A 26,218-nucleotide genomic window follows, 5' to 3' on the forward strand; every position below is an offset into this window, starting at 1 on the left:
ACATCACCAGGTGTGCGCGACGTCGATCACCAGCCGTGAGCCGCTGCCGGGACCGGCCAGGGTGAACACCCGGAACGGCAGCCGCGCCCGCACGCCGACCCCGAGCGTGGTGTAGCCCTCGAAGGTGCCGGCCCAGGCCACCTGCCGCAGCGTGCGGTAGCCGGCCGCGTCCACGAGCTCCCGCTGGTTCGCCGGACGGTAGGTCGGGTGCCCGGCGGTGTCGTAGGACGGCGCGACGACCGTGACCTGCAACCGCGCGCCACCGCGCAGCGGGACCGGCTTGCCGCTGCCGTCCATGGTCACCGCGCTGACGTAGCGGACGTTGTACCCCGGTGCCCGGCCGGCCAGGTCCACGACGACCCGGTCGTAGCAGGCGTGGCGTCCGGCGCGCACCCCGGTGACGTACTTGTGGCTGCCGGCGGGGTGGCTCTTCGCGAGCGAGCCCCAGGCCGTGCTGCACGTCGCGGCGCTGGCGGACGTCGGGGCGGCGACGACGGTCAGGGCCGCCGCGGCGGCGAGGAACGGGACGGCGAGCAACGCGCGGGTGCGGGTCAGCTTCATGGTGTCCTCCTCTCGGACACCTCTGGAACGCGCCAGCACGCCTTCCGGTTGTCAGCCCCGCGGGTCGGCCGACCGGTCGGTCGGGCCGGCAACCGGCCCGACCCGAGGGTGGACGAGCGCCCGCCCGGTGCGGACGGGCGAGCGCCGGGCGGCGCGCAGCACCCGGGCGACCGTCGACGGCCGCATCAGCGCGGACGGCGGCTCCACCAGCTGCAGGACCCGGTTGAACCGCCGGGCCACGGCCACGTCGGTGTGGCTGGCCAGCAGGACCCGCAGGACGTAGCGGTTGACCAGGTCGGTTCCCGGCGCCTTCGGACCCTGGGTCAGCGGGTGCAGGAAGTCGGCGCCGACCGCGATGGACCACGGCGCGTCCAGGATCTTCGCCGCCCGCCGGTGGAACCTCCGCGGCAGCTCCGGCGAACCCGGCGGCAGCGTCCGCAGCAGCTCGCCCAACGACGCGGCCTGCAACGCAGCGCAAGCCATGCCCTGCCCGTAGACCGGATCGAAGCTGCAGGCCGCATCGCCCACGACGACGAGCCCCGGCAGCAGGTCCGGCACCTTCTCGTAGTGCCGGCGACGGCTGGCCGGGAACCGGTAGTGCGCGACCGGCGAGACCCGCTCGCACCGTTCGACGACCTGGGCGACGCCCGGGCTGAGCAGGGTGCGGGTGAACGCGCGGAAGCCCTCGTCGTCCGTCGGCGGCGGGTCGCCGTGCACCCCCGCCAGCGTGACCATCCACCGGTCGCCCTCGACCGGCAGGACCGCGCCGATCCGGTAGCTGCGCGGCGGGGTCGGCCCGCACACGAGGAACCCGCCGTCCAGGTCGTCCGGGCCGCGGGCGAGCAGGCACGACGCGTACGCGCAGTCGATGCTCACCAGCGAGACCGGGGGCGCCAGCACCCCGGACGACTCCAGGTCGTGCGCGATCCGCGAGCTCCGCCCCGAGCAGTCCGCGACCAGGTCGGCCGGGCGTACCTCGACGCCGGACCCGGCAGCCACCTCGACGCCGGCCACCCGCCGTCCCTGCCGGTGCACCCGGTCGACCCGGACGCCGTCCTCGATCCGCACGTTCGGCACGTCGGCCAGCCGTCGCCGGACGGTCTGCTCCAGCAGCGGTCGGGTCATGCTCATCAGCACCGTGCCCCAGTCGCCCCGCGCCCGGTAGGCACCCTGCTGGAAGAACCAGGCCCGGGTGCCGTCGACCCGCACCGCCCCGGCCGCCTCGAGCTCGGCGTCGATGCCGGGGAACCACGCGCAGAGCTGGTCCAGCCCGGCCGCGAGCAGCAGGTGCAGGTGGCGTCCCTGCGGCACGTGGCCGCGCGGGTGCGGCGGCTCGTCCGCCGCGTCGGTCAGCCGCTCACGCTCGAGGACCAGGACGTCGTCCACCCGGTCGGCGAGCGCCCGGGCGGTCAGCATCCCGGCGATGCTCGCGCCGACGACGATCGCGCTGGTGCCCGCGCCGACCGCCGCCATGGTGGGTCACTCCTCGAGCAGGTCGTGCCGGCTGATGATCTCGTCGCGCCCGGGGCCGACTCCGATGGCCGACACCCGCTGGCCGATCATCTGCTCGACGGTCTCGACGTAGCGCTGCGCGTTGACCGGCAGCTCCTCGAAGGTGCGGCACCCGCTGATGTCCTCCCACCAGCCGGGCAGGTCCTCGTAGATCGGCGTGGCGTGGTGGAAGTCGCTCTGGGTCATCGGCATCTCGTCGTGCCGGACGCCGTCCACGTCGTACGCGACGCAGATCTTCAGCGTCTCGATACCGCTGAGGGTGTCCAGCTTGGTGATGACGAAGTCGGTCACGCCGTTGACGCGGTTGGCGTACCGGCCGATCACGACGTCCAGCCAGCCGCAGCGGCGCGGGCGGCCCGTCGTCGTCCCGTACTCGCCGCCGGTCTTGCGCAGGTGCTCGCCCATGTCGTCGAGCAGCTCGGTGGGGAACGGGCCCTCGCCGACGCGGGTCGTGTAGGCCTTGAGGATGGCCACGACGCGGTCGATCCGGTTCGGCGGGATGCCGGACCCGGTGCACGCGCCGCCGGACGTCGCGTTGGACGACGTCACGAACGGGTAGGTGCCGTGGTCGACGTCCAGCAAGGTGGCCTGGCCGGCCTCGAGCAGCACGGTCTTGCCGGCGTCCAGCGCCTGGCCCAGCAGCAGCCCGGTGTCGGCGACCATGGGCCGCAGCGCGTCCCGGTGCTCGGTGAGCTCCTCGACGACCTCGTCGACGGTGATGGCCCGCCGGTTGTAGATCTTGGCCAGCACCTGGTTCTTGAGCTCGAGGGCACCCTCGACCTTCTGCCGCAGGATGCCTTCGTCGAACAGGTCCTGGACGCGGATGCCGATGCGGTTCATCTTGTCCGCGTACGTCGGGCCGATGCCGCGCCCGGTGGTGCCGATCTTGCGGCTGCCCAGGAAGCGCTCGGTCACCTTGTCGAGCGTGCGGTTGTACGGCGCGATGACGTGGGCGTCCGCGCTGATCACCAGCTTGGTGGTGTCGATGCCGCGCGCGTTCAGGCCCTCGAGCTCCTCGAACAGCACGGACAGGTCGACGACGACGCCGTTGCCGATGACGGGGGTGCAGGTGGGCGTGAGGATGCCGGAGGGCAGCAGGTGCAGCGCGTACTTCTCGCCTTCGATGACCACGGTGTGGCCGGCGTTGTTGCCACCGTTGAACTTGACCACGTAGTCGACGCGGCTGCCGAGCAGGTCCGTCGCCTTGCCCTTGCCCTCGTCGCCCCACTGGGCACCGACGAGCACGATCGCGGGCATGCTGACACCAACTTCCTTCACCGGGGCCGGACGCCCGCGCAGTGCGCCCGGACGCAGCGAGGTTACCGAACCTCGGCCGAGCGCGTTCAGCGGCGACCGAGCAGACCCCGCCGCTCGGCCACGACGCCGAGCTGGAAGCGCGAGTGCACGCTGAGGTCGTCCATCAGGTTGGCGACCCGGCGGCGCACCGTGCGCACCCCGATCCCCAGGTACCGGGCGATCGCCTCGTCCTTGAAACCGCTGGCCAGCAACGAGAGCAGGCGCGTGTCGGCGTCCTGCTCGATGTACTCGTCCGGGACCGTGATGCCGCTGGCCCAGGCGTCGTCGAAGACCGCGGTGAACGCGGCGACCAGCAGCGGCAGCCGGATCAGCACGGCGGACGACGCGGTGCCACCCCAGGTCGGGGCCGAGATGACGCAGGCGTCACCGAGCACCGCGTACTCCGAGGGCACCTTGTCGACCAGCCGCTGGCGCTCGCCGAGACTGGCCCAGTCCCGCACCCAGGCCAGGTGCTGCGGGTCATCCAGGACCGAGATCGGGTAGATGGACCGCTGCTCGCGGCCGCGGGCCAGGTCCTCGCGGGCCCGGCTGTCGACGCCGGAGTCCGCCGCGGCGCCGGCGGCCACGTCGAGGTGGAAGCTGCGGATCGGGCCGGACGTCGTCCGCAGCATCTCCTCCACCGTGCCGGCCAAGGAGTCGGCGGGGATGACGTCGAGCGAGGTGGGGTCGAGGACGTCACTGCGGCCGGCCAGGTGGTCGGCCGAGAACTCGCTCATCGCCGCGGCGACCTCCTCGAGCTCGCGCCGGCGCAGGTTGAGCCGGGCGTTCTCGCGGTCCACGAGCCGGGTGAGGGCGGCGCGGGGGTGCGGGGCGATCAGCGAGGCGTCGAGGTCCTGCCGGATCAGGCGGAGCTCGATGAGCGGCAGCAGCGCGGACCGGGCCCGCTCCAGCGGCCAGTCGAGCGCCTCCGCGTGCTGCTCGAGGCGCAGCCCGTCCTGGCGCAGGACACGTCGGTAGAGCCGGTCCGACTCGTCGCCGATGCCGAACGTCGTGAGGACGGTGCTCATCGGGTGGGCCCTTCGCCGATGTGATCGCTAGGCGTGACACACAGCCCACCGATTGTCATATTTGGCATCTTAGTGCCATTGGCAGGTAAGGGACAGACAGAATGCCTATCGGGGATGCATCATCGTGGTGGCGAGAGCGCGGCCGGTGCAGGGGTCGGCCGCGAACTCGGATCGCAGTCAGCATGGCGACCACGGGGTCGGACGGGACCGGGCAGTCCTTTCCAGACCATCAGGGACCGTACTCGCTGGGGGCAGATGCGATCAGGGGTCCCATCTGGGGACGCTGGAGCGCCGGCCCCGGATCATCCGGGGTCGGCGCTCTGCCGTTGGCGCTCTGCCGTTGGCGTCGACTCAGCCCAGCTCGCGGGCGGCCTGCGGGTCGCAGTCCGCCAGGAACGTCACGCAACGCTCGTGCTCGGCCGTCTCGTCGATCTCGCCCGCCGCGACCCCGAGGGCGTGCAGCGCGCGCAGGAAGCCACGGTTCGGCTCGTGCGACCACGGCACCGGGCCCTGACCGCGCCAGCCGCTGCGCCGCAACGCATCCAGCCCGCGGTGGTAGCCGGTGCGCGCGTAGGCGTACGCCTCGATCGTCCGGCCGCCGTCGAGCGCCTGCTCGGCCAGCACCGCCCAGGGCAGGCTGGACGCCGGGTACTCGGCGGCGAGGTTGGTGGGGGTTCGGCCGGCGGCGAGCTCGCGGGCAACGGTCAGCTCCGGCTCGTCGGCGAGCCTGGTCGGGGGGATGCCCAGCAGGTTGTCCATCCCGCCATCCTGTCAGGAGCCTCCACCCCTCCCCCACCCGCCAAGCGCGCCGATGTTGATCACGTTCAGTGGGTCCAGACCTGCTTCTCGAGGCGAAGAACCCTTGCGAAGTGGACGCAACCCTCGAGAAGTGCGCCTACCTCACCCACCGCCGCTCGGCACGCCCCCGGCCGCCGACGACGAGCCGACCCAACCGCGGCAGATCATGGACGTCGGCCCAGCCGAACCGGACGACGCCCCAGCTCGCCCGCTCGATCGCCAGCTCGCGTCGCCGCTCCCGCCAGGCGACGTCCGACGCGGTCTCGCCCGGCTTCACTAGGCGTCCGTACTTGATCTTCCCGTCGAACTCGCCCACCAACCGCCACCGGATCCAGGCGAAGTCGACTCGGACGACCCCTTCGTCGGTGCGGATCTCGAGCTGGAGCTCGTCGGGTGCCAGGTCGAGCTGGTGCAGGGCCCAGCGCGCCAGGCTCTCGCCCGGCGACTCCGCTCGGCCGTCCGCCAGTGGCAGGACCCGGGACGCCCGCCGCGCACCGGGCCAGTCCATGCAGGCCTCGAGGTCACGACGCACCTGCTCCTGGGTGACGCCTCGCGCGCAGGCGGCGTCCGCGATCACCAGCGCACTGGCCGGCGAGGCGACGCGGGCGACGTCCAGGCTCGTGCGCGCCAGGTCCGACACCGGCAGGCCGTCCACCGTTCGCACGCGTTCGGTGGTCAGCGCCCCGACGTGGTGCCACACGCCCCCCTCGTGACGCCCGGATGACGCCCCGTCCGGGTGGGTGACGTGCACCTCGCTCAGGTCCAGGTCGTACGCCGGCAGCCCGTGCACCATCGCTGCACTCGTGTGCGAGAACGCGATGGGACTGCGCAGCGTCAGGTGCGCCGCGCGGGCCTGCAGGACGTGGCGGCCCGCGGCGTCCGCCTCTGTCACGAACCGGCTGGGTGCGAACACTCCACGCCGCAGGCGGACCCAGTGACCGTCCGCCAGACCGCGCTGGATCTCGCGCGGGTGCATCCCGACGTCCAGTGCCTGGGCCGTGGTGAAGACACCGCGCTGCGCGGCGACGACGGCATCGAGGCGGGGGTAAGGCAGTCCGGTCATCCGGACAGGGTCGCCGCCCAGAGCGCGGTCGCGTAGGCCTCTACCGGCATCTGTGGACGACGGGACGGGCCGGGCTTCCTGTGGACGACGGCACCGCCCCCGGCCGCCAGCGACGAGGACCCCAAGGGCTGCTGTCACTTCTCGAGGGTTGTTCACCTCGAGAAGCGGGTCTAGACCCACTGAACGTGATCAACAGCGGGGGCGGAGCACGCCGGGGGGCAGGTGTCAGGAGGGGACGCCCAGCCCGTGCAGGGCCTTGACCAGGAACCACAGCCCGAACACCAGGCCCAGCGTCATGACGAGGATGCGGTTCTTGGCGACCAGCCAGCCGACGATCTTGTCCAGCAGCGCCGCGGAGCGGACGGGCGAGACGAAGCCGATCGCCAGCAGCGCCAGCAGGGTCGACTCGCCGAGGGCGATGAACAGCGCGAACGAGAGCACGCGCTCGGCGAGGGGCAGGCCAGCGCCGGCGATGGCCGAGACGGCGCCGACGGTGAAGACCCAGAACTTCACGCTGAGCAGGATCATCGCGATGCCGATGCCGAACGCGTTCGCCGGCGAGATCCGGTCGACGACGCTGAGCCACCGCGGCGGGGGCCCATCGGGGTCACCGTGCTTGAGGGCGGCCCCGAGCGCCGACAGCAGCATCGTCAGGGACACCAGCAGCAAGATGAACGACGCCACCGCGCCCGGCCCGTCGTCGGCGTCCTCGGCGATGGCGCTGCTGGTGTGCAGCAGCAACGCGAAGATCAGACCCTGGAAGACGCGCGCGCCCGTCATGCCCAGGACCCACGCGAACGCCTTCGGACGGCCGTTCTCGGCGCGCAGCAGCAGGATCGTGACCACGCTCTGCACCGGGACGAGGGCGCAGCCGAGGATCAGCGGGATGAGCGTGCCCCAGAGACTGAACACCCCGCCTCCATCCGCCGTACGTCGGGGGTCAGCGCTGCCGCTGGCCGGCGCTGCGCAGGTTCTGGCAGGCCTCCACGACGCGCGCGGCCATGCCGCCCTCGGCGGCCTTGCCCCAGGCGCGCGGGTCGTAGGCCTTCTTGTTGCCGACCTCGCCGTCCACCTTCAGCACGCCGTCGTAGTTCTGGAACATGTGCGCGGCCGCCGGGCGGGTGAAGGCGTACTGGGTGTCCGTGTCGACGTTCATCTTCACGACGCCGTAGTCGACCGCGTCCGAGATCTCGGACGGGAGCGATCCGGACCCGCCGTGGAAGACCAGGTCGAACGGCTTGGACCCGGCGTCCAGGCCCTTGGCGGACGCGACCGCGTCCTGCGCCTGCTTGAGGATCTCGGGGCGCAGCTTCACGTTGCCCGGCTTGTAGACGCCGTGCACGTTCCCGAACGTCAGGGCCGTCATGTAGCGGCCGTTCTCGCCCAGGCCGAGCGCCTCGACGGTGGCGATCGCGTCCTCGGGCGTGGAGTACAGCTTGTCGTCGATCGCGCCGACGACGCCGTCCTCCTCGCCGCCGACCACGCCCACCTCGATCTCCAGGATGATGTGCGCGGCGTGCGCGGCCTCGAGCAGCTCGCGGGCGATCTGCAGGTTCTCCTCCACCGGCACGGCGGACCCGTCCCACATGTGCGACTGGAACAGCGGCAGCTCGCCGCGCGCGACGCGCTCGCGCGAGATCGCCAGCAGCGGCCGGACGAACCCGTCGAGCTTGTCCTTCGGGCAGTGGTCCGTGTGCAGGGCGATCTGCACGTCGTAGTTCTTGGCCACCTCGTAGGCGTACGCGGCGAGCGCGACCGAGCCGGTCACCATGTCCTTCACCGTCGAGCCGGACAGGTACTCGGCACCACCGGTCGAGACCTGCACGATGCCGTCGCTCTCCGCCTCCGCGAAGCCCTGGATCGCCGCGATCAGCGTCTGCGACGAGCTGACGTTGATCGCCGGGTAGGCGAAACCGCCAGACTTGGCGCGGTCGAGCATCTCGGCGTACGACTCGGGCGTTGCGATGGGCATCAAGGCTCCTGGAGGGTCGTGGCACGGTCACGGTGCGGCCTGGCTAGAACCTATTGGACGGCGCGAGCGCAGGTCGAGTGCTAGAGGGTGGCGGCGAGCTTCTTGCAGGCGATGGCGACCGGGTCCCAGGTGGGTGAGAACGGCGGGCAGTAGGCGAGGTCGGCCTCGGCGACGTCCGCCGCCGTGAGCCCGGACCACAGCGCCATCGCGAGGACGTCGATCCGCTTGCCCGCGCCGCGTCCGCCGACGATCTGGCCACCGAGCAGCCGTCCGGTACCCCGCTCGCCGACGACGCGCACCGTGATCGGGTCGGCCTCGGGCATGTAGCCCGCCGCGGTGGTGGACTCGACGCTCACCTCGTCGACGTCCCAGCCGCGCTCGCGGGCCCACGACGCCAGGACGCCGGTCCGCGCCACCTCGGCCGCGCCGGCGCGGGTGATCGCGGTGCCGACCGAGCCGGCGAAGCGGGCCGAGCCGCCACCGATGTTGGTACCGGCCACCTTCCCGGCCTTGTTCGCGTGGGTGCCCAGCGGCGTGTACCAGTGCTGCTCGAGCACCCGGTCCCAGACCTCGCAGCAGTCCCCGGCCGCCCACACGCCGTCGGCCACGCGCTGCGTGTCGTCCGGCACCAGCCCGTCGTGCTCGCCGAGGGGCAGCCCGGCCGCTCGGGCCAGGGCCACCCGCGGCCGGACGCCGATCGCGAGCGCCACCGCGTCCGCCTGGTGCTCCACGCCGCTCACGCAGGCCGCGCTGATCCCGCCGTCGCGCTGCTCGAGGCCGGACACCTCGACCCCGGTGACCACCTCGACGCCGAGGTCCTCGAGCCCGCGGCGCACCAGGGCGCCCATCGCCGGGTCGAGCGAGTGCGCCATCGGCTCGTCGCTGCGGGTGACGAGGAGCGTGCGCACTCCGCGTTTGGCGAAGGACTCGGCGGCCTCGACGCCGATGAACCCGCCGCCGACCACGAGCACCCGCTCCGGTGCCTTGCCGTCGGTCGCGGCCAGCAGCCGGCGCCAGGCGGTGCCGTCGTCCAGCGTCTTCAGCTGCATCACCGCGGGGACGCCGCGGGCCCAGTCCGGCACGATCGGCTCGGCGCCGGTACCGATCATCAGCTCGTCGAAGCCGACCCGCTCGCTGCCGGCGTCGGTGCGCACGACGACGGCCCGCGCGTCCAGGTCGAGCTCGGTCACCGTCGAGCCGAGCCGCAGGTCGATGCCGTTGGCCCGGTGCTGGTCCGCCGTGCGCGCGACGAGCGCGTCGGCGCTCTCGACGTCCCCGGCGACCCAGTAGGGGATCCCGCACTGGCTGTACGACACGTGGTCGGTGGACTCGAGGGCGATCACCTCGAGCTCCTGCCCGCGCTTGGCCGCCACCCGCAGGGCCTGGCTCGCCGCACTCATGCCGGCGGCGTCGGCCCCGATCACGACCAGTCGTCTCGTCATGCCCGCGACGCTATCCGGCGGTGCTGTCACCATGGGCCCATGACGAGCCCGAAGCCGGTCGAGTGCTGGCTCACCGACATGGACGGCGTGCTGGTGCACGAGGAGCACGTGATCCCCGGTGCGCCCGAGTTCATCGCGGCGCTGCAGACGTCCGGGCGGCGCTTCCTGGTGCTGACCAACAACTCGATCTACACCCCGCGCGACCTCAAGGCGCGGCTGCTGCGGAGCGGGATCGACCTGCCCGAGGAGTCGATCTGGACGTCGGCGCTGGCGACCGCGCAGTTCCTGGACGGCCAGCGGCCGGGCGGCAGCGCGTACGTGATCGGCGAGGCCGGGCTGACCACGGCGCTGCACGACGTCGGTTACACGCTGACCGAGCGCGACCCGGACTACGTGGTGCTCGGCGAGACGCGCACCTACTCGTTCGAGGGCATCACCCGGGCGATCCGGCTGATCGAGGCGGGGGCGCGGTTCATCGCCACCAACCCGGACGCCAGCGGGCCGTCCACCGAGGGCTCGCTGCCGGCCACCGGCTCGGTCGCCGCGCTGATCACCCGGGCGACCGGCGTCGAGCCGTACTACGTCGGCAAGCCGAACCCGCTGATGATGCGCAGCGCGCTGAACCGGATCGACGCGCACTCGGAGTCGACGGTGATGATCGGCGACCGGATGGACACCGACGTGATCAGCGGGCTCGAGGCCGGGCTGCGGACGATCCTGGTGCTGACCGGGTCGACGAAGGCCGAGGCGGTGGACCGTTTCCCGTACCGCCCGACGCGCGTCGTCGACTCGATAGCGGACGTCGTCCCGCTGGTGGGGCAGTTCCAGCCCGTGGACCAGGGCTGAGTCAGGCCCGTCGCGCAGCCGACCGGACGACCGGGACGACGGCGCCGACCCCGGCGCAGAGCAGGGTGCTGGGCACGTCCCAGAACAGGAACGACGTCAGCCACTCCTCGTCGGCGCCGTACTGCAGGCGGTCGACCAGTTCAAGCGTGCCGTTCGCAAGCACCGCCACACCGAACCCGATGATCGCCCCCCGCAGCACACGCTGGGCGAGGCCGTCGTCCGGGTCGTTGGGGACCTGCCAGCCGATCGCGAGCGCGAGCGCCGCGAGCCCGACTGCCACCCCACCGACTGCAGCCAGTCCGGTGGCCCACCCGAAGGCGAGCACGGCCAGCAGAGCCAGGCCCACACCGACCACCAGCGCGAGCCGGGCGCCGGTCTGCGTCATGGCGCGAAACTAGAGCCGCGCGGCCCCGCTCACAAGGCCCGGGCGACGACCTCGAAGACGTGCCAGTGCTTGGGTCCGACGTCGCTGGCGCCGTCCCGCTCGTCCTCGGTCAGCTCGACGACGTCCAGCCCGGTGAGCCGGGACTCGACCGCCGCGCGGGTGTGGAAGGTCATCTCCGGGTGCTCGGCCGCCCACGAGTCGCGGTCGCCGAACAGCACCACCGCGAGCACCCCACCCGGCTGCACCGCGGCCCGCACCCGCTCCCACACGTCGTCGAACCGCTCCGGCGCGACGAACGGCAGGCTGAAGAACGCCACCACCAGGTCGGCGTCCGGCAGGTCCACGTCCGCGACGTCCGCGACGACGAGGTCGAGGCGGTCGGTGTAGTCGCCGGCATTCAACCGCACGTAGGGCTCGCAGGCCGGGGAGGCGTCCACGGCCGTGACCGACCAGCCGTGCCGCAGCAGCCAGCCGGTGTCCGCGCCGTCCCCGCAGCCCAGGTCGACCGCCTCGCCCGGGCCGCGACCACCCTGCTCGTACGTCGCGTGCGCCCGCAGCAGCAGCTCGCGCGGCGGGCGGTCGGCCCGGCGTGCGTAGTACCCGGACCAATCCGGCTCGGTCGCGCCCGCCTGCGTCGTCACCATCGGCCGACCGTACGCCGGATCGGCACCCATCCGGGCGCCCCGGCGCGCCGAAGTGGTTGGATGCGTCGGACAGGTGTTCCGGGCGAGGAGGGGTCAGTGCGACTGCAGGACCAGCTCGACGGCCGGCGGATCCTGGTCACCGGCGTGACGGGCTTCGTCGGCGAGGCGCTGCTCCAGCGCATGCTGACCGAGCTGCCCGGCACCCAGCCCGTGGTCCTCGTCCGACCGAAGTCGGGCCAACCGGGACGCGACCGCATCGCCGGCCTGCTCGCCAAGCCGACCTTCCAGACCGCCGCCGAGCGCGCGGGCGGCGTCGACGCCCTGCTCGACCGCGTCGAGGTCATCGAGGGTGACCTGCGCAACCTGCCCGTCCTGCCCACGGACCTCGACGTCGTCATCCACTGCGCGGGCGACGTCTCGTTCGACCCGCCGATCCAGGAGGCGTTCACCACCAACGTGGTCGGCACGCACTCGCTGCTGCAGCGGGTGCTGGAGGCCAGCGCGGACCACCCGGTGCACTACGTGCACGTCTCGACCGCCTACGTCGGTGGACGTCGCCGCGGCGCCATCCCCGAGCGCTCGGTGGCGCACGAGGTCGACTGGCGTGCGGAGCGGGACGCCGGCCTGCGGCTCGCCCAGCAGATCGAGGACGACTCGCGGCGCGGCGACGTGCTGAAGCGGCTGAGCACCGAGGCCGAGAAGGAGCACGGTCGCGCCGGCCCCATCACCGCCGCGCAGGACGCCGAGCGGCGCCGCCGCGAGTGGGTCAAGAAGGAGCAGCTCAAGGCTGGTGGCGAGCGCGCCCGCAGCCTCGGCTGGACGGACGTCTACACCTTCACCAAGGCGATGGGTGAGCGGGTCGTCGAGGAGCTCACCAGCGGGACGTCGGTCGACGCGCCCGGTGCGCCCGCGATCCCGGTGAGCATCGTGCGGCCATCCATCATCGAGTCCGCGCTGGTCTGGCCGCACCCCGGCTGGATCGAGGGCTTCAAGATGGCCGAGCCCATCATCCTGGCGTACGGCCGCGGCGAGCTGCCGGACATGCCCGCCGCACCGGACTCGATCGTCGACATCGTGCCGGTCGACCACGTCGTCAACGCGCTGCTGGCGGTGTGCGCGACGAGCCCCGAGCCGGGCAGGCCCGACTACTTCCACGTCTCGTCGGGCGCGCGCAACCCGTTGACCTTCCGGCTGCTCTACGAGCTGGTCCGCGAGTACTTCGAGCACCACCCGTTCGACCTCGGCGAGCGCGGCGCGGTGCCGCTGGCGACGTGGCACTTCCCCGGCTCGCACCAGGCCGAACGACTGCTCACCCAGGGCGAGGCCGTGCACCGGCTGGCCGACCGCGCGCTCGGCCTGCTGCCGCGCAGCGACCGGGCTCGCGAGTTCTCCCGCGACCTGGACCGCACCCGGCGCCGGCTGGAGTTCCTGCGCCGCTACCTGGACCTGTACCGCTCGTACACCCAGGTCGAGCTGCAGTTCATGGACGACCACACCCTGGCGCTGCACCGTGCGCTCGACCCGGCGGACCTCGAGCTGTTCGGCTTCGACACCGCGGTCGTGGACTGGACGCACTACATCCGCGACGTGCACTGCCCCAGCGTCACCGAGCCGATGCGCAAGTACGACGTCATCCGGCGCAAGCGCCAGGCGGCCGGCGACCCGGGGCGACGCAAGATCGACGGCGACGCGGGCGAGCCCGGCCAGAAGGTGCTGGCGGTCTTCGACATGGACGGCACCCTGTTGTCCAGCAACGTGATCGAGACGTACCTGTGGCTGCGGCTGCCCGAGCTGGACGGCGCCGGGCGGGCCCGCGAGATCGGCCGGCTGCTGCGCCGCATGCCGTCGTACGTCGGGGCCGAGCGCCGCGACCGCGGCGGGTTCCTGCGCGCCGTCTACCGCCGCTACGCCGGCGCCGACCTGCACGAGCTGGACTCCCTCGTGGACGAGGTCATCGCACCGCACGTGCTGGAGCGGGTGTCGGGCGCGGCGATGCGCCGGGTGCGCGAGCACCGCGCGGCCGGCCACCACACGGTGCTGCTCACCGGAGCGATCCGGCCGCTCACCCGCCCGCTGGCGCCCCTGTTCGACCACGTCGTCGCCGCCGAGCTGGCCGTGGACGAGCGCGGCCGGGCCACCGGCTACCTCGCCTCGCCCCCGCTCGTCGGTGAGTCGCGGGCCGCCTGGCTGGTCCGGTACGCCGAGGTGAACGGCTACGACCTGTCGCGCTCGTTCGGCTACGCGGACAGCCACTCCGACCTGCCGCTGCTGCGCGCGGTCGGCCGTCCCACCGCGGTCTCGCCCGACGTCCCGCTGTACCGGGCCGCCCGGGCCGCGCGCTGGCCCGTCGAGACGTGGCGGACGCCGCCCGCGACCTCACGCGGCCGGGTGCCCGACGTCCGGCACGACACCACGGGGGTGAGCCTGCCGTGATGCTGGCGCTGGAGATGTTCCGCTCGATCCCGCGGTTCGCCGCCGCGAAGGTGAGCGGCGGGCGGATGCCCGGGCTGCTCGTGGGCCCGATGGCGCCGCTGCGCCTGGTCACCCGCGACGAGCCGGCCGTCCGCCGTCCGGGCTGGGCGCAGGTCAAGCCGTTGCTCTCCGGGATCTGCGGGTCGGACCTGGGCGCCATCACCGGGCAGACGTCCCTGTACTTCTCGGCGCTGGTCTCGATGCCGTTCGTGCCCGGCCACGAGGTGGTCGGCGAGCTGGCCGAGGACTGCGAGGACCTGCCCCGCGGCACCCGCGTGGTGGTCGACCCCGTGCTGGCCTGCGCCGCCCGCGGCGTCGACCCGTGCGAGCCGTGCCAGCAGGGCCGCACCAACCTGTGCAACCACGTGACCGTCGGACACATCTCGCCCGGGCTGCAGACCGGCTTCTGCCAGGACACCGGCGGCGGCTGGGGCGAGCGGCTGACGGTGCACCGCTCGCAGCTGCACGCGGTGCCGGACTCGCTGACCGACGAGCGCGCGGTGCTGGTCGAGCCGCTGGCCTGCGCCGTGCAGCTGGCCCGGCGGGCGCAGGTGCCGGCGGGTGGCTCGGTACTCGTCTCCGGAGCCGGCGCCGTCGGCCTGTTCGCGGTGCTGGCGCTGCGCGAGCTGACCGACGCGGGGCGGATCACCGTGATCGCCAAGCACGGACGGCAGGCCGACCTGGCCCGCCGGTTCGGCGCCAGCGACGTCGCCGCACCGGACGAGGCGATGCGCGCCGTGCGGCGGACCACCCGGGCGCTGCGCGTTGCGCCGCAAGGACTTCCGGCTCCCGCCGCCCGGCTCACCGGCGCCAGCGAGATGCTGCTCGGCGGCGTGGACGTCGCGGTCGACGCCGTCGGCTCGACGTCGTCGCTGGACACGGTGCTGCGCTCCACGAAGGCCGGCGGGCGGGCGGTGCTGTCCGGCATGCCGGCCGGCGCCGACCTGTCCCCCGCGTGGTTCCGCGAGCTCGAGGTGGCCGGCACGTACGCGTCGTCCGGCGACGCCTTCGACGTCGCGATGCGGCTGGCCGAGCAGGCGCCGATGGACGACGTGGTGGCCGGTCGCTACCCGCTGCACCGCTGGCGCGAGGCGCTGGACCACGCCCAGTCCGCGGGCCGGCTCGGTGCCGTCAAGGTCTGCTTCGACGTCCGGAGCCGCGCATGAGCACCGGACAGTTCCGTTCCCAGGCAAGGAGAAGCTCGTGACCCGCCCCGGTTTCGTCCTGGAGGTCGACGACCGCACCCCGCCGCTCGTCGTCCACGAGGGGGAGGGCTTCCGGCTGGAGACCTTCCCGCGCGGCACCCGCGTCGTCTACCCGCCGGAGGCGATGCCGGGCATCCGGGACGTCGACGGCGCGATCCGCCGCGCGCTGCTCGAGCCGGTCGGCAGCGACCCGCTGCCCGCGCTGCTGTTCTCCGGCATGCGCCTGACCATCGCCTTCGACGACATCTCGCTGCCTTTGCCGCCCATGGTGAAGCCGGACATCCGCCAGCGGATCATCGAGCAGGTCCTCACGATGGCCGCCGCCTCCGGCGTGGACGACGTCGAGATCGTGTCCGCCAACGCGTTGCACCGCCGGCTCACACCGGCCGAGCTCAAGGACATCGTGGGCGAGCGGGTCTTCCGCTCGTTCTTCCCGCAGGGCGCGCTCTACAACCACGACGCCGAGGACAAGGCGAACCTGCTGCACGTCGGGCAGACCGACCGCGGTGAGGACGTCGAGATCAACCGGCGGGCGGCCGAGTCCGACCTGCTGATCTACGTCAACGTCAACCTGGTGGCGATGGACGGCGGCCACAAGTCCGTGCCGATCGGGCTCGCGTCGTACAAGTCGCTGCGGCACCACCACAACAGCCACACGATGGTGCACTCGCGCTCGTTCATGGACCACACCAAGTCGGCCATGCACCACAGCGCCTGGCGGATGGGCCGGATGCTGGCCGACCACCTGAAGATCTTCACCATCGAGACGACGCTCAACAACGACGTCTTCCCCACCAACTACAAGTTCCTGATGAAGCGCGAGTGGGAGTGGGGCGTCAAGGACCAGGCGTCCATGCTGGCCGCCCGCCGCGGGCTGGCGGTGGCCCCGAAGGGCCTGCGGCACAACATCTTCCAGGGCATGCGCGCGCCGTACGGGCTGACCGGGGTGAATGCCGGCGAGACCGAGGCCGTGCACGAGCTGACCGTCGCGAAGGTGCACGAGCAGCAGATGGTCGAGGTGCAGGGGCAGAGCGACGTGCTGGTGCTCGGCGTGCCGTACCTCGGCCCGTACAACGTGAACTCCGTGATGAACCCGATCCTCGCGACCTGCATGGGGCTCGGCTACTACTTCAACAGCTACCGGGGCCAGCCCGTCGTCCGCAAGGGCGGCGCGGTGATCCTCTACCACCCGGTCGAAGAGGACTTCAACCAGCTGCACCACCCGTCGTACGTGGACTTCTACGAGGAGGTCCTCACGACGTCCACCGAGCCGTCGGTGATCGAGGCGAAGTTCGAGGAGCAGTACGCGACCGACCCCTGGTACATCCACCTGTACCGGACGTCGCACGCCTACCACGGCGTCCACCCGTTCTACATGTGGTACTGGGCGGCGCACGCCATGGACCACGTGGGCGACGTGATCTGGGTCGGCGCGAACCGGCGAGCGGTGGAGCGCATGGGGTTCCGGGCGGCGTCCTCGCTGCAGGACGCGCTCGAGATGGCGTCCGGCACCGTCGGTCGCTCGCCGTCCATCACCTACCTGCGCAACCCACCGCACCTGATCGCGGACGTGCGATGACCGGCCCCGTCGTGCACGTGACCCGGCACGTGCTGTCCGGGCAGCTGCTGCGCGGCGCCCGGCAGGACATCAAGATGGTGTCGAAGGGCTGGCGCTGGGGTCGTCGCTCCATGGTGCCGCGCTCGGCGGAGCCGTTCGTGCCGCCGAAGCAGAGCGAGCCCTTCCCGACGTCCTGGGCGCGTGGGCCGGCCGCCATCGCGGTCCGCGACGGGATCCAGCGCTTCGGCCTGGGACCGTTGCTGCGCCACGAGATCAAGCCGACCGTGCACGGGCTGGACGTGCTCGACCGGGTCGGCGGTCCGGTCATCTTCGTGGCCAACCACACCTCGCACCTGGACACCCCGCTGATCCTCTGCTCGCTGCCGGACCGCTGGCGGCGGCGCACCGCCGTCGCCGCAGCCGCCGACTACTTCTTCGACACCTGGTGGCGGGCGACGAGCTCGGCGATGGTGTTCAACACCTTCCCGATCGAGCGGCGCTCGGGATCGCTGTCGTCGACGCCGGGCGACCTGCTGGAGGACGGCTGGTCCATCGTCGTGTTCCCCGAGGGCACCCGCTCCCCCGACGGTTGGACCCGGCAGTTCCGGCACGGTGCGGCCTTCCTCTCGGTGCAGCACGACGTCCCGGTGGTCCCGATCGCGATCCGCGGCTCGTTCGCCGCGATGCCCCGTGGTCGTGGCTGGCCGGTCCCCGGCCGCCCGCCGGTCACGATGCGGTTCGGCGACCCGATCAAGGCCCGCGAGGGCGAGGGCGCGCGCGAGCTCGGCGCGCGGCTCGAGGGCGCCGTCGCGCAGCTCATGGACGAGGACGAGACCTCCTGGTGGGACGCGACCCGGCGGGCCGCCCAGGGGGTCACGCCGACGACGTCCGGCCCGGACGTCGCCCGCTGGCGCCGGGTGTGGACGCAGACCGCGTCGCCCGACGTCCGGTCGCACCGCCGCGTCTGGTCCCGCTGACCCCCCGCACCAATCGCGCTTGGTGTGGCTATTCGGGCCGAAGAACCACGTCTAGCGCGAATGGTGCGGGTGGGGGGCACGGGCTAGGTCGCGTGCTGGGTGATCCAGGTGTGCATGGCGATCGCCGCGGCAGCGCCGGCGTTGATCGAGCGGGTCGAGCCGAACTGGGCGATCGACAGGACGTCGTCGCAGGCCTCGTGCGCCGCCGGCGACAGTCCTGGCCCTTCCTGGCCGAACAGCAGCACGCACGCTCGCGGCAGCCGGTAGCCCTCCAGCGGGACGGCACCCGGCAGGTTGTCGACGCCGATCAGCGGCAGCGACCGCTCGTGCGCCCACGCGATCAGCGCGGCCACGTCGTCGTGGTGCGACAGGTGCTGGTAGCGGTCGGTGACCATCGCGCCGCGACGGTTCCACCGGCGGCGCCCGACGACGTGCACCTGCGCGGCGAGGAACGCGTTCGCCGTCCGCACCACCGACCCGATGTTGAAGTCGTGCTGCCAGTTCTCGACGGCCACGTGGAACGGGTGCCGGCGGGTGTCCAGGTCCGCCACGATGGCCGCCATCCGCCAGTAGCGGTAGCGGTCCACGACGTTGCGCGCGTCACCCTCGGCCAGCAGCTCCGGGTCGTACCGCGCGTCGTCCGGCCACGGCCCGACCCACGGACCCACGCCGATCTCCGACCCGTTCTCCCACCCGATCTCCACCGCATCCACGCAGCGAGCGTAGGGCGCACACCTCGCGGACACCTACGCTGGTGCGCGTGATGCATGCACTCGGCCCGTCGTGGCTCGACCCCCAGCACCTGATCGACACCTACGCGCTGCCCGGCACGCTGCTGGTGGTGTTCATCGAGTGCGGGCTCTTCTTCTTCCTGCTGCCCGGCGACTCGCTGCTGTTCACCCTCGGACTGCTGATCTCCCAGGGCACGCTGCACCACTCGCTGGCGTACGTGATCCCGCTGCTCATCGTGGCAGCGTTCGCGGGCAGCATCGCGGGCTACGAGATCGGCCGGGCGATGGGGCCGAGGATCACCGGGCCGAACTCCAGGCTCATCAGGCAGAAGCACGTGGACCAGACCCACGCCTTCTTCGAGCGGTACGGCGCCCGCGCCCTGATCCTCGGCCGCTTCGTGCCGATCGTCCGGACCTTCATCACGTTGATCGCGGGCGTCAGCCGGATGGACCGGCGGCAGTTCTACGTCTACAGCGCCATCGGTGCCGTGCTCTGGGTGACGACGATGACGCTCGCCGGCTACTTCCTCGGCACGATCGACTTCGTCGCCAAGAACGTCGAGGCGATCGCGATCCTGATCGTGTTCGTCTCCGTCATCCCGATCGGTTTCGAGTACCTGCGGCACCGGCGCGCCGAGCGGTCCTCGCAGGGCTGAGCCCGCACGGAGCTAGCCGATGAGCTTCTTCTGCTCGGCGGCGATCGGGATGATCGGGCGGGTGTCGCTCTCGCGCAGGGCCTTGAAGACGATGTTGGCCTGCTCCTTGTCCCACAGCACGACCGACCCCGCACCCGGCCGGTTGCCGGTGCCCGACACCGGCACGGTGATGGACAGTCCCCCACCGCCGGCCGCCGACTTCATGCCCAGCAGGAACTTCAGCAGCGCGACCGGCCCGGTGTGCTCGTCGATGGTGAGCGTCGCGGCGCCGCTGGAGGCCAGCGGGAACGCCTTGAACGGGTTGATCAGCGTGGTCGGGGTGCTGGCCTTGGCCACGATGGCGCCGAGCACCTCACGCTGACGCTCCACCCGGCCGAGGTCGCCACGCGGGTCGGAGTGGCGGGCCCGGGCGTACCCGAGCGCGGTGGCCCCGTCCGCCTGCTGGCAACCCTTCTTGACGTTGAGTCCGGCGTCCTTGTCCTTCATGTTGCGCTTGGGGCAGATCTGCACGCCGCCGACGGCGTCCACCATCGAGGCGAAGCCGCCCAACCCGATCTCGGCGTAGTCGTCGATCTGCACGCCGGTGGCCTGCTCGATGGTCCGCGCGAGCAGCTTGGGGCCGCCGTACGCGTACGCCGCGTTGATCTTGTTCTTGCCGTGCCCGGGGATCGAGACGTAGCTGTCGCGCGGGATGCTCATCAGGACGTTGGGCCCACCGTTGGCCGGCAGGTGCAGCAGCATGATCGTGTCGGTGCGCTGGCCGAAGTCGCCGCCGGTGTGCAGCTTCTTGCGCTGGGCCTTGGTGAGTCCCTTGCGCGAGTCCGAGCCGACCACGAGATAGGTGCGGCCGGGTGTGGCGGCGGTGTTGGCGGGCAGGGCGTCGACGCGCCCCAGGTGCCGCCACGCGACGAAGAACAGCGCGACCGGGTAGACGATCAGGGCCAGGACGACGATCAGCACGATCGCCTTCCAGCCGGGCCGGAAGCCGCGACGGGCCTTCGCCGGCTGCGCGGGCGGCTGGGGACCGGGGCCGGCTGGGCCGGTGGGTCCGGACGGTCCACCGGGGCCCTTCGGAGCCAGCGGCTGGCTGGGGCGGCGCCCGTACGGCGGCTGAGCGGGCGGCTGGGCGCCGGGGGCGTGGACGCCGAAACCGGGCGGCGCGTCGGGCGCGCGGCCCGAGCCGCCCGAGGACGGGCGCGAGGGCCCGTTCGGGCTGGGAGGGGTGCGGATCACCCGGGTCGGGTCGTCGCCGGGTCGCTGGTCCGCCATGTCCGACAGGTTAGGCGATCGGCGAGCACGGGCTCGGCCATCGATGTGAAGGCGGCGTGGTGAACCGGGGGTGAGCGTGCGCGGGTGGGTGCGGGGTGGGTGGGTGCGGGGGTGGGTGCGGCGAGGTGGTCGTGATCACGACCCGTTCGCCGCACCCACCGGTGCACGCTCGGCGGGCGCGGTGGACTCGGCCGGCTCCGGCGGCGCGACGTCCCGCAGCGGCAGCACCCGCAGCGCCAACCACCCGACGACGACGAGCGCGAGGGAGCCGAAGAGCACGAACGACGGCGCCGCCCCCAGCTCGGACCCGGCGAGCCCGCCGAGCGCGAGCGCCACGATCGAGCAGGCGCGGGACCCCCCGTTGAGCGCGGCGCCGACCCGGCCGCGCACGGCGTCGGGCACCCGGGTGAACACGAGCGTGCCGGTGCTGGTGTTGAGCGCCCCGTTGGCGACGCCGAGCGTGCTGTAGACGACCGCGAGCGCCAGCACCGACGGCACCAGCCCGGCCAGCAGCAGCGCGAGGCTCTGCACGGCCGCCCCGACGACGACCACGACGACCCGGCGCGGCGTCCGGCGGATGCGCCCGGCGAGCAGCGAGCCGACCACGATCCCGGCAGTGGTCACGGCACCGACGAGCCCGTACTGGACCGACGTCCCGTGCAGGTGGTCGCGGATCAGGAAGACCTCGACGACGTTGGTGGCCTCGCCGACCACGATGTAGGCGAACAGCGCGACGAAGATCGGCCAGAGGAGCCGGTCGGCGCGGATCACCCGCAGACCGTCCAGCGCCCTGGGGCGGTCGGCGGTGCGCAGCGCGGCGTCGTGGCGGCCGGCGCGCCGGGTCCGGACGAGCAGGGCAGCGGCGACGAGGGCGAGGAAGGTCCCGGCGTCCACGAGCAGCGGGAGGCGCTGGCCGCCGAGCCCGCTGAGGAGCCCACCGAGGGGCGCTCCGGCGACGGCCGCGAGGGTGGACAGCGCCTGGGTGGCGCCCATCGCCTGGCCGAGCTCGGCCTCGCCGACGATGCGCGGCACGAGCGCCTGCCAGGTTGGGTTCACCACGGCCTGGCCGGCCTGGAGGGCCATGACCAGCAGGTACACGCCCCACAGCGGCGCTGTGAAGGCGAGCGCCACGCAGACGACGACCTGGAGCAGGGAGGCCGTGACGAGCAGCAGCCGCGAGTCGACCCGGTCGGCGAGGCTACCGGCGAGCGGGGCCAGCAGCACGGTGGGGACGGCGGCGCTGATCAGCAGCAGCATGACGCCGCGAGCGCCGGCGCCGAGGTCGTGCACGTGCAGCATGAGGGCCACCAGTGCGATCTCGTCACCGAGGATGCTGAGGGCCCGAGCCGGGGCAGCGATGCGCAGGTCGCGGTGCCGCCACACGGACTCGGTCGAGGTCTGAAACAGTCGCTTCATACTTCTGAAGGTACTGTTTCACATCTGGATTGGCAACCCCTTACGCTGGGGTCGTGCCCGACGTCCCCGCCCCGTCCGAGGACGACCCGTCCGACGACCCGCACGAGCCGCAGCGGGAGGGCGACCGGATCGTCCTGACCGACCCCCGCGCCCTGCGCGCCCTGGCGCACCCGGCGCGCACCGCCGTCCTGGACGAGCTGTACCAGGGCAAGGTGCGCACCTCGAGCCAGCTGGCCGAGCTCACCGGGCTCACCCCCAGCGCCATGAGCTACCACCTGCGGGCCCTCGAGAAGTGGGGGATCGTCGTCCGGGCCGAGTCGGTGGACGGTCGGGAGCGGCCGTGGGCCGCAGCCGCCAAGGGGTTCTCGCTGTCGGGGCGCGACGCCGCCCAGGCAGCGACCGACACCGTCGTCGGGCTCTACCTGGACCGGCTCGGGCGCGACCTGGCCACGTGGCGGCGCGCCGAGCCCACGCAAGGCGAGTGGTCGGACACCTCGCAGGTGAGCCGCGGTTTCCCGTGGCTGACCGCCGACGAGCTGCGCGAGGTCAACGCTGCGGTCATGGCCGTCTTCGAGCCGTACTTCGTCCGGGATGCGACGAACCACCCGGAGGGCGGCCGCCGGGTCGCCTACCTCTTCGCGACCGCGCCGCTCGTCGAGGACGCCGAACCGAGCGGCTCGGACGACGGCCCGTGAGCGAGTGGCTCAGCCAGCTGCTGCACCCGGACCTGGCGCAGTACACGGCGGCCGGTCTGTACGCCGTCCTGTTCGGGCTGGTCTTCATCGAGACCGGGCTGCTCGTCGGGTTCTTCCTCCCGGGCGACACGGTCCTCTTCACCGCCGGCCTGCTCGCCGCCCACCCGTCGTCGCCGCTGTCGCTGGTGGTGCTGGCGGTGGGGGTGGCCGCCGCCGCAGTGCTCGGCGACGCCGTGGGCTACTGGTGCGGACGGCGGCTCGGCCGCCCGTGGGTCGAGCGTCGGGCCGGGCGGTTGGCCGCGCACCTGCCGCGGACGGAGGCGTTCTTCGAGCGCTGGGGATGGTCGGCCGTCGTGGTGGCCCGGTTCGTCCCGTGGCTGCGCACCTTCACCCCCATCGTGGCCGGGACCGCTGCCATGCCGTACCCGCGGTTCCTGTCGGCCAACATCGTGGGCGCGCTGGCCTGGGGGTCGGGGCTCGTGCTGATCGGGTACGTCGCCTACTCGGTGCCCTGGGTGCGCTACGTGGCGTACGGGATCGCGCTGGCGTCCGTGCTCGCGTCGATCATCGGGCCGCTCGTCGTCCGCCGGCGCCGCCGTCGACAGGCCGCCACCGCCCCCGGGCGTTGATCACGTTCAGTGGGTCTGCACCCGCTTCTCGAGGGTCGTTCGCCTCGAGAAGCGGGTGTTCACCCACTGAACGTGATCAACAGCGAAGGGGCGTGAGGCGTGGTGGTCAGGAGGGCGCGGGCGGGGAGTCCTGGGGCGCGGACGGCGCGGGCGCCGCCGCGGGCGGGGCGGTCGTCGCGGGCGCCGCGGCGGCCGAGGTCGACGTCCCGAAGGAGACCTGCGGGGCCGCCCGGGTCGCGGCGTCCTCGACCTCGAAGTACTCGGCGGTCGTGATGTGGAACATGCCGGCGACGATGTTCGACGGCACGGTCTCGACCTTGGTGTTCAGCGCGCGCACGTTGGCGTTGTAGAAGCGCCGGGACGCCGCCACCCGGTCCTCGGTGTCGGTGAGGTCGCGCTGCAGCTGCAGGAAGTTCGTGTTCGCCTTGAGGTCCGGGTAGGCCTCGGCCACCGCGAACAGCCGCCCGAGGGCCGCCGTCAGCACGTTCTCCTGCTGGGCCTGCTGCGCCGGGGACGCACCCGGCGCCGCGGCGGCCGCCCGCGCGTTCGTGACGGCCTGCAGAGTCTCTCGCTCGTGCGAGGCGTAACCCTTCACCGTCTCGACGAGGTTCGGGATCAGGTCGTGCCGCCGGTTGAGCTCGACGTCGATCTGCCGCCACGACTCCTGGACGACGTTGCGCAGCCGGATCAGGCCGTTGTACTGGCTGACGAAGTACAGCGCCAGGATGACGACGATCACGATCACGACGATCAGGGCGATGATGCCACCGGTCATGGGGTTCCCTCCCGAGGGTGCAGCGCGATGCTACCGGTCGTTCAGACGTGCGGACCGGCGCTGCGGTTCCCGTGGCGCCGAACGGGTCAGACCTGCTCGGGCTGGTAGCCGTGGTCGAGCCAGACGAAGCGGGGCACCCCGGCCAGCAGGTCGGCCACCAGCCGGAGCCGGTCCTCCACGAACTCCGGCACGAGCTGCCCGGCGTCGACCACGATCACCCAGCCGCCGTCCACCCGCAGGGACGCGTCGTCACGCGCGAGCAGCCGCTCCACGGTGCGCGGGTTCAGCAGGTCCACGGCGAGCTTCTCGTCATCGGCCCGGACCCGGTAGCGGCGGTTGAAGTCGGCGTGCTCGATCTCGATGTCCTGACCGCCGAAGGCCCGCAACAGCCTGTCTCCCAGCCGTTCCCGGCTCACCACGACCCGACCCAGGGGGACCGGCAAGGCCACCGCGAGCACCCGGTACGCGTGGTCGCGACGCTGCTGGGTGGTGACCGTCCGACCGTTCGCGTCGGTGCTCGTCACGGTCTCGTAGGTCGTGAAGCGGTGGGTGAAGGCCACCTGACGCTGGCCGCCCACGACCCGGTCGCAGACGTCGTCCGCGTGCCGGTCCGAACCCTGCCCGAACGGGGCCCCCTGGAAGGCGCCGACCCAGCGGTCGTCCCGCCCGGCCAGCAGCCAGCCGCCGGCCTGGGCGAACGCCTGCAGCGCCGCCTTCCGCCCCTTCTCGCGCTTGCTGGCCAGCACCAGGGCCACGACGAAACCGCCGACCATCAGGATGCCGATCAGCACCACCAGCGGGAACAGCATCATGCTCACGGCGACACCCCCACCTGCCCGGTCGCTCCGGACGTCTGACGGTCAGTCTGCCGGGTCAGCCGCCGCCAGGGGGCCTGTTCGCGCACCGCGTCACCTTGGCGGCTACAGGCCGAGCTCGTCCTTGCCGTAGGCGAACAGGTAGTCCAGGCCTGCCTCGCGCACCTTCTCGGCCGCGCCGGTGTCCCGGTCCACGATCACCGCGACGGCGACGACCTCGGCGCCCGCCGCGCGCAGCGCCTCGACGGCGGTGAGCGCGGAGCCACCGGTGGTCGAGGTGTCCTCGACGGCCAGCACGCGCCGTCCGGAGACGTCCGGCCCCTCGATCTGCTTCTGCAGCCCGTGCGCCTTGCCCTCCTTGCGGACGACGAAGGCGTCCAGCCGCTCTCCGCGCGCGGCTGCGGCGTGCAGCATCGCGGCGGCCACCGGGTCGGCGCCCATGGTCAGGCCACCGACGGCGTCGAACTCGAGGTCGGCCGCCAGGTCGAGCATGACCTCGCCGACCAGCGGGGCGGCGGCGCCGTCCAGGGTGATGCGGCGCAGGTCGACGTAGTAGTCGGCCTCCTTACCGCTGGACAGGGTCACCTTGCCGCGCACGATCGCGGAGTCGGTGATGTGGGCGAGGAGGGCTTCGCGAGGAGTCGTCACAGGCCCCGAGCCTATCGGGTGCGGCTCAGTTGCCGGCGCGACGGGACTGGATCGTGCTGGACGCCTTGCGCACCAACGACCGCGGCGCGTGCCGGGACAGGAACGAGAGGGTCTTGAAGCGCCGGCTCGGGATGCTGACGACCCGGCCACGGTCGAGGTCGGCGAGCGCCGCCGAGACGACGTCGTCCACGTCCAGCCAGCCAGCGGCCGGCAGCCGGGACATGTTGATCCGGCCGCGCTCGTGGAACTCCGTCTTCACGAAGCCCGGGCACAGCGCCATGACGCGGACCCCGCGCGGGCCGAGCTCGCCGGCCAGCGCCTCGCTGAACGTCGTCTCCCAGGCCTTGACCGCCGAGTAGGTCCCCATGGCCGCGAACCCGGCGACCGAGGACACGTTGACGATCGCACCGTGGCCGCGCTCGACCATCGGCTCGGCCGCGGCGTGGCTGAGGACGAGCACCGCGCGGCAGTGGATGTCGAGCAGCCGCTCCTGCGCCGCGACGTCACCGCGCAGGAACCCGTGCCCGAGCCCGAAGCCGGCGTTGTTGACGAGCAGGTCGACGGGCCGGCCGGAGTCCGCGAGGCGGTCGGCCACCCGCTGCACGTCGGCGCGGTCGGTGAGGTCGGCCGCGATCGTCTCGGCCTCGCGCCCGTAGACGGTGCGGACCTCCTCGGCGACCTCGTCGAGCCGCTCCCGCCCGCGGGCGACGAGGACGACGTCGTAGCCCTGGGCGGCGAGGTGGCGGACGAAGGAGTGGCCGATCCCGGCGGTCGCGCCGGTCACGAGTGCGGTCGTCATGGACGCCGACCCTAGTCGCCGCCGGG

Annotated in this window: 26 protein-coding genes; 8 read left to right on the plus strand and 18 right to left on the minus strand. The window is 72.6% G+C overall.

The window, feature by feature from the left end; all coding sequences use genetic code 11:
- Window positions 1-3: 3 nt before the first annotated feature.
- The 9 genes from ABEB17_RS06145 to ABEB17_RS06185 all read right to left on the minus strand — a co-directional run bounded on the left by ABEB17_RS06145 (window position 4) and on the right by ABEB17_RS06185 (window position 9,672).
- Window positions 4-561 carry an AMIN-like domain-containing (lipo)protein gene (locus ABEB17_RS06145; protein ID WP_345715712.1) on the minus strand — a complete coding sequence of 186 codons (558 nt, stop codon included), beginning with the start codon at window positions 559-561 and terminating at the stop codon, window positions 4-6.
- A 51-nt stretch (window positions 562-612) separates the two neighbouring features.
- Window positions 613-2,034 carry an FAD-dependent oxidoreductase gene (locus ABEB17_RS06150; RefSeq protein ID WP_345715713.1) on the minus strand — a complete coding sequence of 474 codons (1,422 nt, stop codon included), beginning with the start codon at window positions 2,032-2,034 and terminating at the stop codon, window positions 613-615.
- Between the two features lie 6 nt (window positions 2,035-2,040).
- On the minus strand, window positions 2,041-3,330 hold the full coding sequence (locus ABEB17_RS06155) for an adenylosuccinate synthase (RefSeq protein WP_345715714.1): 1,290 nt from the start codon (window positions 3,328-3,330) through the stop codon (window positions 2,041-2,043).
- 86 nt (window positions 3,331-3,416) lie between these two features.
- Window positions 3,417-4,397, minus strand: a complete 981-nt coding sequence (locus tag ABEB17_RS06160) for a helix-turn-helix transcriptional regulator (protein WP_345715715.1) — start codon at window positions 4,395-4,397, stop codon at window positions 3,417-3,419.
- A 351-nt stretch (window positions 4,398-4,748) separates the two neighbouring features.
- A complete protein-coding gene (locus ABEB17_RS06165) occupies window positions 4,749-5,156 on the minus strand; it encodes a DUF3151 domain-containing protein (protein ID WP_345715716.1) in 408 nt (135 codons plus the stop codon).
- A gap of 136 nt (window positions 5,157-5,292) precedes the next feature.
- Window positions 5,293-6,258 carry a type IV toxin-antitoxin system AbiEi family antitoxin domain-containing protein gene (locus ABEB17_RS06170; protein WP_345715717.1) on the minus strand — a complete coding sequence of 322 codons (966 nt, stop codon included), beginning with the start codon at window positions 6,256-6,258 and terminating at the stop codon, window positions 5,293-5,295.
- 225 nt (window positions 6,259-6,483) lie between these two features.
- The gene (locus ABEB17_RS06175; protein WP_345715718.1) at window positions 6,484-7,170 is read right to left on the minus strand and encodes a GAP family protein; all 687 of its coding nucleotides are present in this window, start codon (window positions 7,168-7,170) and stop codon (window positions 6,484-6,486) included.
- Between the two features lie 28 nt (window positions 7,171-7,198).
- Window positions 7,199-8,230 carry a class II fructose-bisphosphate aldolase gene (gene fbaA / locus ABEB17_RS06180; protein WP_345715719.1) on the minus strand — a complete coding sequence of 344 codons (1,032 nt, stop codon included), beginning with the start codon at window positions 8,228-8,230 and terminating at the stop codon, window positions 7,199-7,201.
- Between the two features lie 80 nt (window positions 8,231-8,310).
- Window positions 8,311-9,672, minus strand: a complete 1,362-nt coding sequence (locus tag ABEB17_RS06185) for an FAD-dependent oxidoreductase (RefSeq protein WP_345715721.1) — start codon at window positions 9,670-9,672, stop codon at window positions 8,311-8,313.
- A 39-nt stretch (window positions 9,673-9,711) separates the two neighbouring features.
- Between ABEB17_RS06185 and ABEB17_RS06190 the strand changes: the two genes are divergently transcribed.
- Complete coding sequence (locus tag ABEB17_RS06190) at window positions 9,712-10,518, plus strand: HAD-IIA family hydrolase (protein ID WP_345715722.1); 807 nt, start codon at window positions 9,712-9,714, stop codon at window positions 10,516-10,518.
- Window position 10,519: 1 nt separating this feature from the next.
- Here the strand turns inward: ABEB17_RS06190 and ABEB17_RS06195 are convergent, their stop codons facing one another.
- Both ABEB17_RS06195 and ABEB17_RS06200 read right to left on the minus strand, forming a co-directional pair.
- Window positions 10,520-10,903, minus strand: a complete 384-nt coding sequence (locus ABEB17_RS06195; protein ID WP_345715723.1) for a hypothetical protein — start codon at window positions 10,901-10,903, stop codon at window positions 10,520-10,522.
- A 29-nt stretch (window positions 10,904-10,932) separates the two neighbouring features.
- The gene (locus tag ABEB17_RS06200) at window positions 10,933-11,547 is read right to left on the minus strand and encodes a class I SAM-dependent methyltransferase (RefSeq protein ID WP_345715724.1); all 615 of its coding nucleotides are present in this window, start codon (window positions 11,545-11,547) and stop codon (window positions 10,933-10,935) included.
- 96 nt (window positions 11,548-11,643) lie between these two features.
- Between ABEB17_RS06200 and ABEB17_RS06205 the strand changes: the two genes are divergently transcribed.
- From ABEB17_RS06205 to ABEB17_RS06220, 4 genes are read left to right on the plus strand one after another with little or no spacing between them, the layout of a single operon-like run.
- Window positions 11,644-13,980, plus strand: a complete 2,337-nt coding sequence (locus ABEB17_RS06205; RefSeq protein WP_345715725.1) for an HAD-IB family phosphatase — start codon at window positions 11,644-11,646, stop codon at window positions 13,978-13,980.
- Entirely contained in the window at window positions 13,977-15,185 is a 1,209-nt protein-coding gene (locus tag ABEB17_RS06210; RefSeq protein ID WP_345715726.1) for a zinc-dependent alcohol dehydrogenase, read from the plus strand. The genes ABEB17_RS06205 and ABEB17_RS06210 overlap by 4 nt, the downstream gene beginning before the upstream one ends.
- Window positions 15,186-15,222: 37 nt before the next feature.
- Window positions 15,223-16,803: an NPN-dependent hydroxyacid isomerase, LarAH14/15/16 family gene (gene larAH / locus ABEB17_RS06215; protein ID WP_345715728.1), complete on the plus strand. Its 1,581-nt coding sequence runs from the start codon at window positions 15,223-15,225 to the stop codon at window positions 16,801-16,803.
- Window positions 16,800-17,759, plus strand: coding sequence for a lysophospholipid acyltransferase family protein (locus tag ABEB17_RS06220; protein WP_345715729.1), 960 nt, complete (start codon window positions 16,800-16,802; stop codon window positions 17,757-17,759). The genes larAH and ABEB17_RS06220 overlap by 4 nt, the downstream gene beginning before the upstream one ends.
- An 83-nt stretch (window positions 17,760-17,842) precedes the next feature.
- Here ABEB17_RS06220 and ABEB17_RS06225 read toward each other — a convergent pair whose 3' ends face one another.
- Window positions 17,843-18,472: a TrmH family RNA methyltransferase gene (locus tag ABEB17_RS06225; protein WP_345715730.1), complete on the minus strand. Its 630-nt coding sequence runs from the start codon at window positions 18,470-18,472 to the stop codon at window positions 17,843-17,845.
- Between the two features lie 50 nt (window positions 18,473-18,522).
- Here ABEB17_RS06225 and ABEB17_RS06230 point away from each other — a divergent pair, with 50 nt between their 5' ends.
- Complete coding sequence (locus ABEB17_RS06230) at window positions 18,523-19,146, plus strand: DedA family protein (protein ID WP_345715824.1); 624 nt, start codon at window positions 18,523-18,525, stop codon at window positions 19,144-19,146.
- A 12-nt stretch (window positions 19,147-19,158) separates the two neighbouring features.
- Here the strand turns inward: ABEB17_RS06230 and ABEB17_RS06235 are convergent, their stop codons facing one another.
- Together ABEB17_RS06235 and ABEB17_RS06240 are read right to left on the minus strand one after the other, a co-directional pair.
- The gene (locus ABEB17_RS06235) at window positions 19,159-20,415 is read right to left on the minus strand and encodes an LCP family protein (RefSeq protein ID WP_345715731.1); all 1,257 of its coding nucleotides are present in this window, start codon (window positions 20,413-20,415) and stop codon (window positions 19,159-19,161) included.
- A 135-nt stretch (window positions 20,416-20,550) separates the two neighbouring features.
- Window positions 20,551-21,831, minus strand: coding sequence for an MFS transporter (locus ABEB17_RS06240; RefSeq protein WP_345715732.1), 1,281 nt, complete (start codon window positions 21,829-21,831; stop codon window positions 20,551-20,553).
- A gap of 53 nt (window positions 21,832-21,884) precedes the next feature.
- On the opposite strand from ABEB17_RS06240, the gene ABEB17_RS06245 reads away from it, so the two are divergent.
- Both ABEB17_RS06245 and ABEB17_RS06250 read left to right on the plus strand, forming a co-directional pair.
- Entirely contained in the window at window positions 21,885-22,526 is a 642-nt protein-coding gene (locus tag ABEB17_RS06245; RefSeq protein ID WP_345715733.1) for an ArsR/SmtB family transcription factor, read from the plus strand.
- On the plus strand, window positions 22,523-23,155 hold the full coding sequence (locus tag ABEB17_RS06250; RefSeq protein ID WP_345715734.1) for a DedA family protein: 633 nt from the start codon (window positions 22,523-22,525) through the stop codon (window positions 23,153-23,155). Before ABEB17_RS06245 ends, ABEB17_RS06250 begins: the two co-directional genes overlap by 4 nt.
- A gap of 106 nt (window positions 23,156-23,261) precedes the next feature.
- Here ABEB17_RS06250 and ABEB17_RS06255 read toward each other — a convergent pair whose 3' ends face one another.
- The 4 genes from ABEB17_RS06255 to ABEB17_RS06270 all read right to left on the minus strand — a co-directional run bounded on the left by ABEB17_RS06255 (window position 23,262) and on the right by ABEB17_RS06270 (window position 26,192).
- Window positions 23,262-23,930: a LemA family protein gene (locus ABEB17_RS06255; RefSeq protein WP_345715735.1), complete on the minus strand. Its 669-nt coding sequence runs from the start codon at window positions 23,928-23,930 to the stop codon at window positions 23,262-23,264.
- Between the two features lie 86 nt (window positions 23,931-24,016).
- Entirely contained in the window at window positions 24,017-24,748 is a 732-nt protein-coding gene (locus tag ABEB17_RS06260) for a hypothetical protein (RefSeq protein ID WP_486304045.1), read from the minus strand.
- A 102-nt stretch (window positions 24,749-24,850) separates the two neighbouring features.
- Window positions 24,851-25,393, minus strand: coding sequence for an orotate phosphoribosyltransferase (gene pyrE, locus ABEB17_RS06265; protein ID WP_345715736.1), 543 nt, complete (start codon window positions 25,391-25,393; stop codon window positions 24,851-24,853).
- A gap of 25 nt (window positions 25,394-25,418) precedes the next feature.
- Window positions 25,419-26,192, minus strand: a complete 774-nt coding sequence (locus tag ABEB17_RS06270) for an SDR family NAD(P)-dependent oxidoreductase (protein ID WP_345715737.1) — start codon at window positions 26,190-26,192, stop codon at window positions 25,419-25,421.
- Window positions 26,193-26,218 lie beyond the last annotated feature (26 nt).

Source organism: Angustibacter luteus (assembly GCF_039541115.1).
Lineage (GTDB): Bacteria > Actinomycetota > Actinomycetes > Actinomycetales > Angustibacteraceae > Angustibacter > Angustibacter luteus.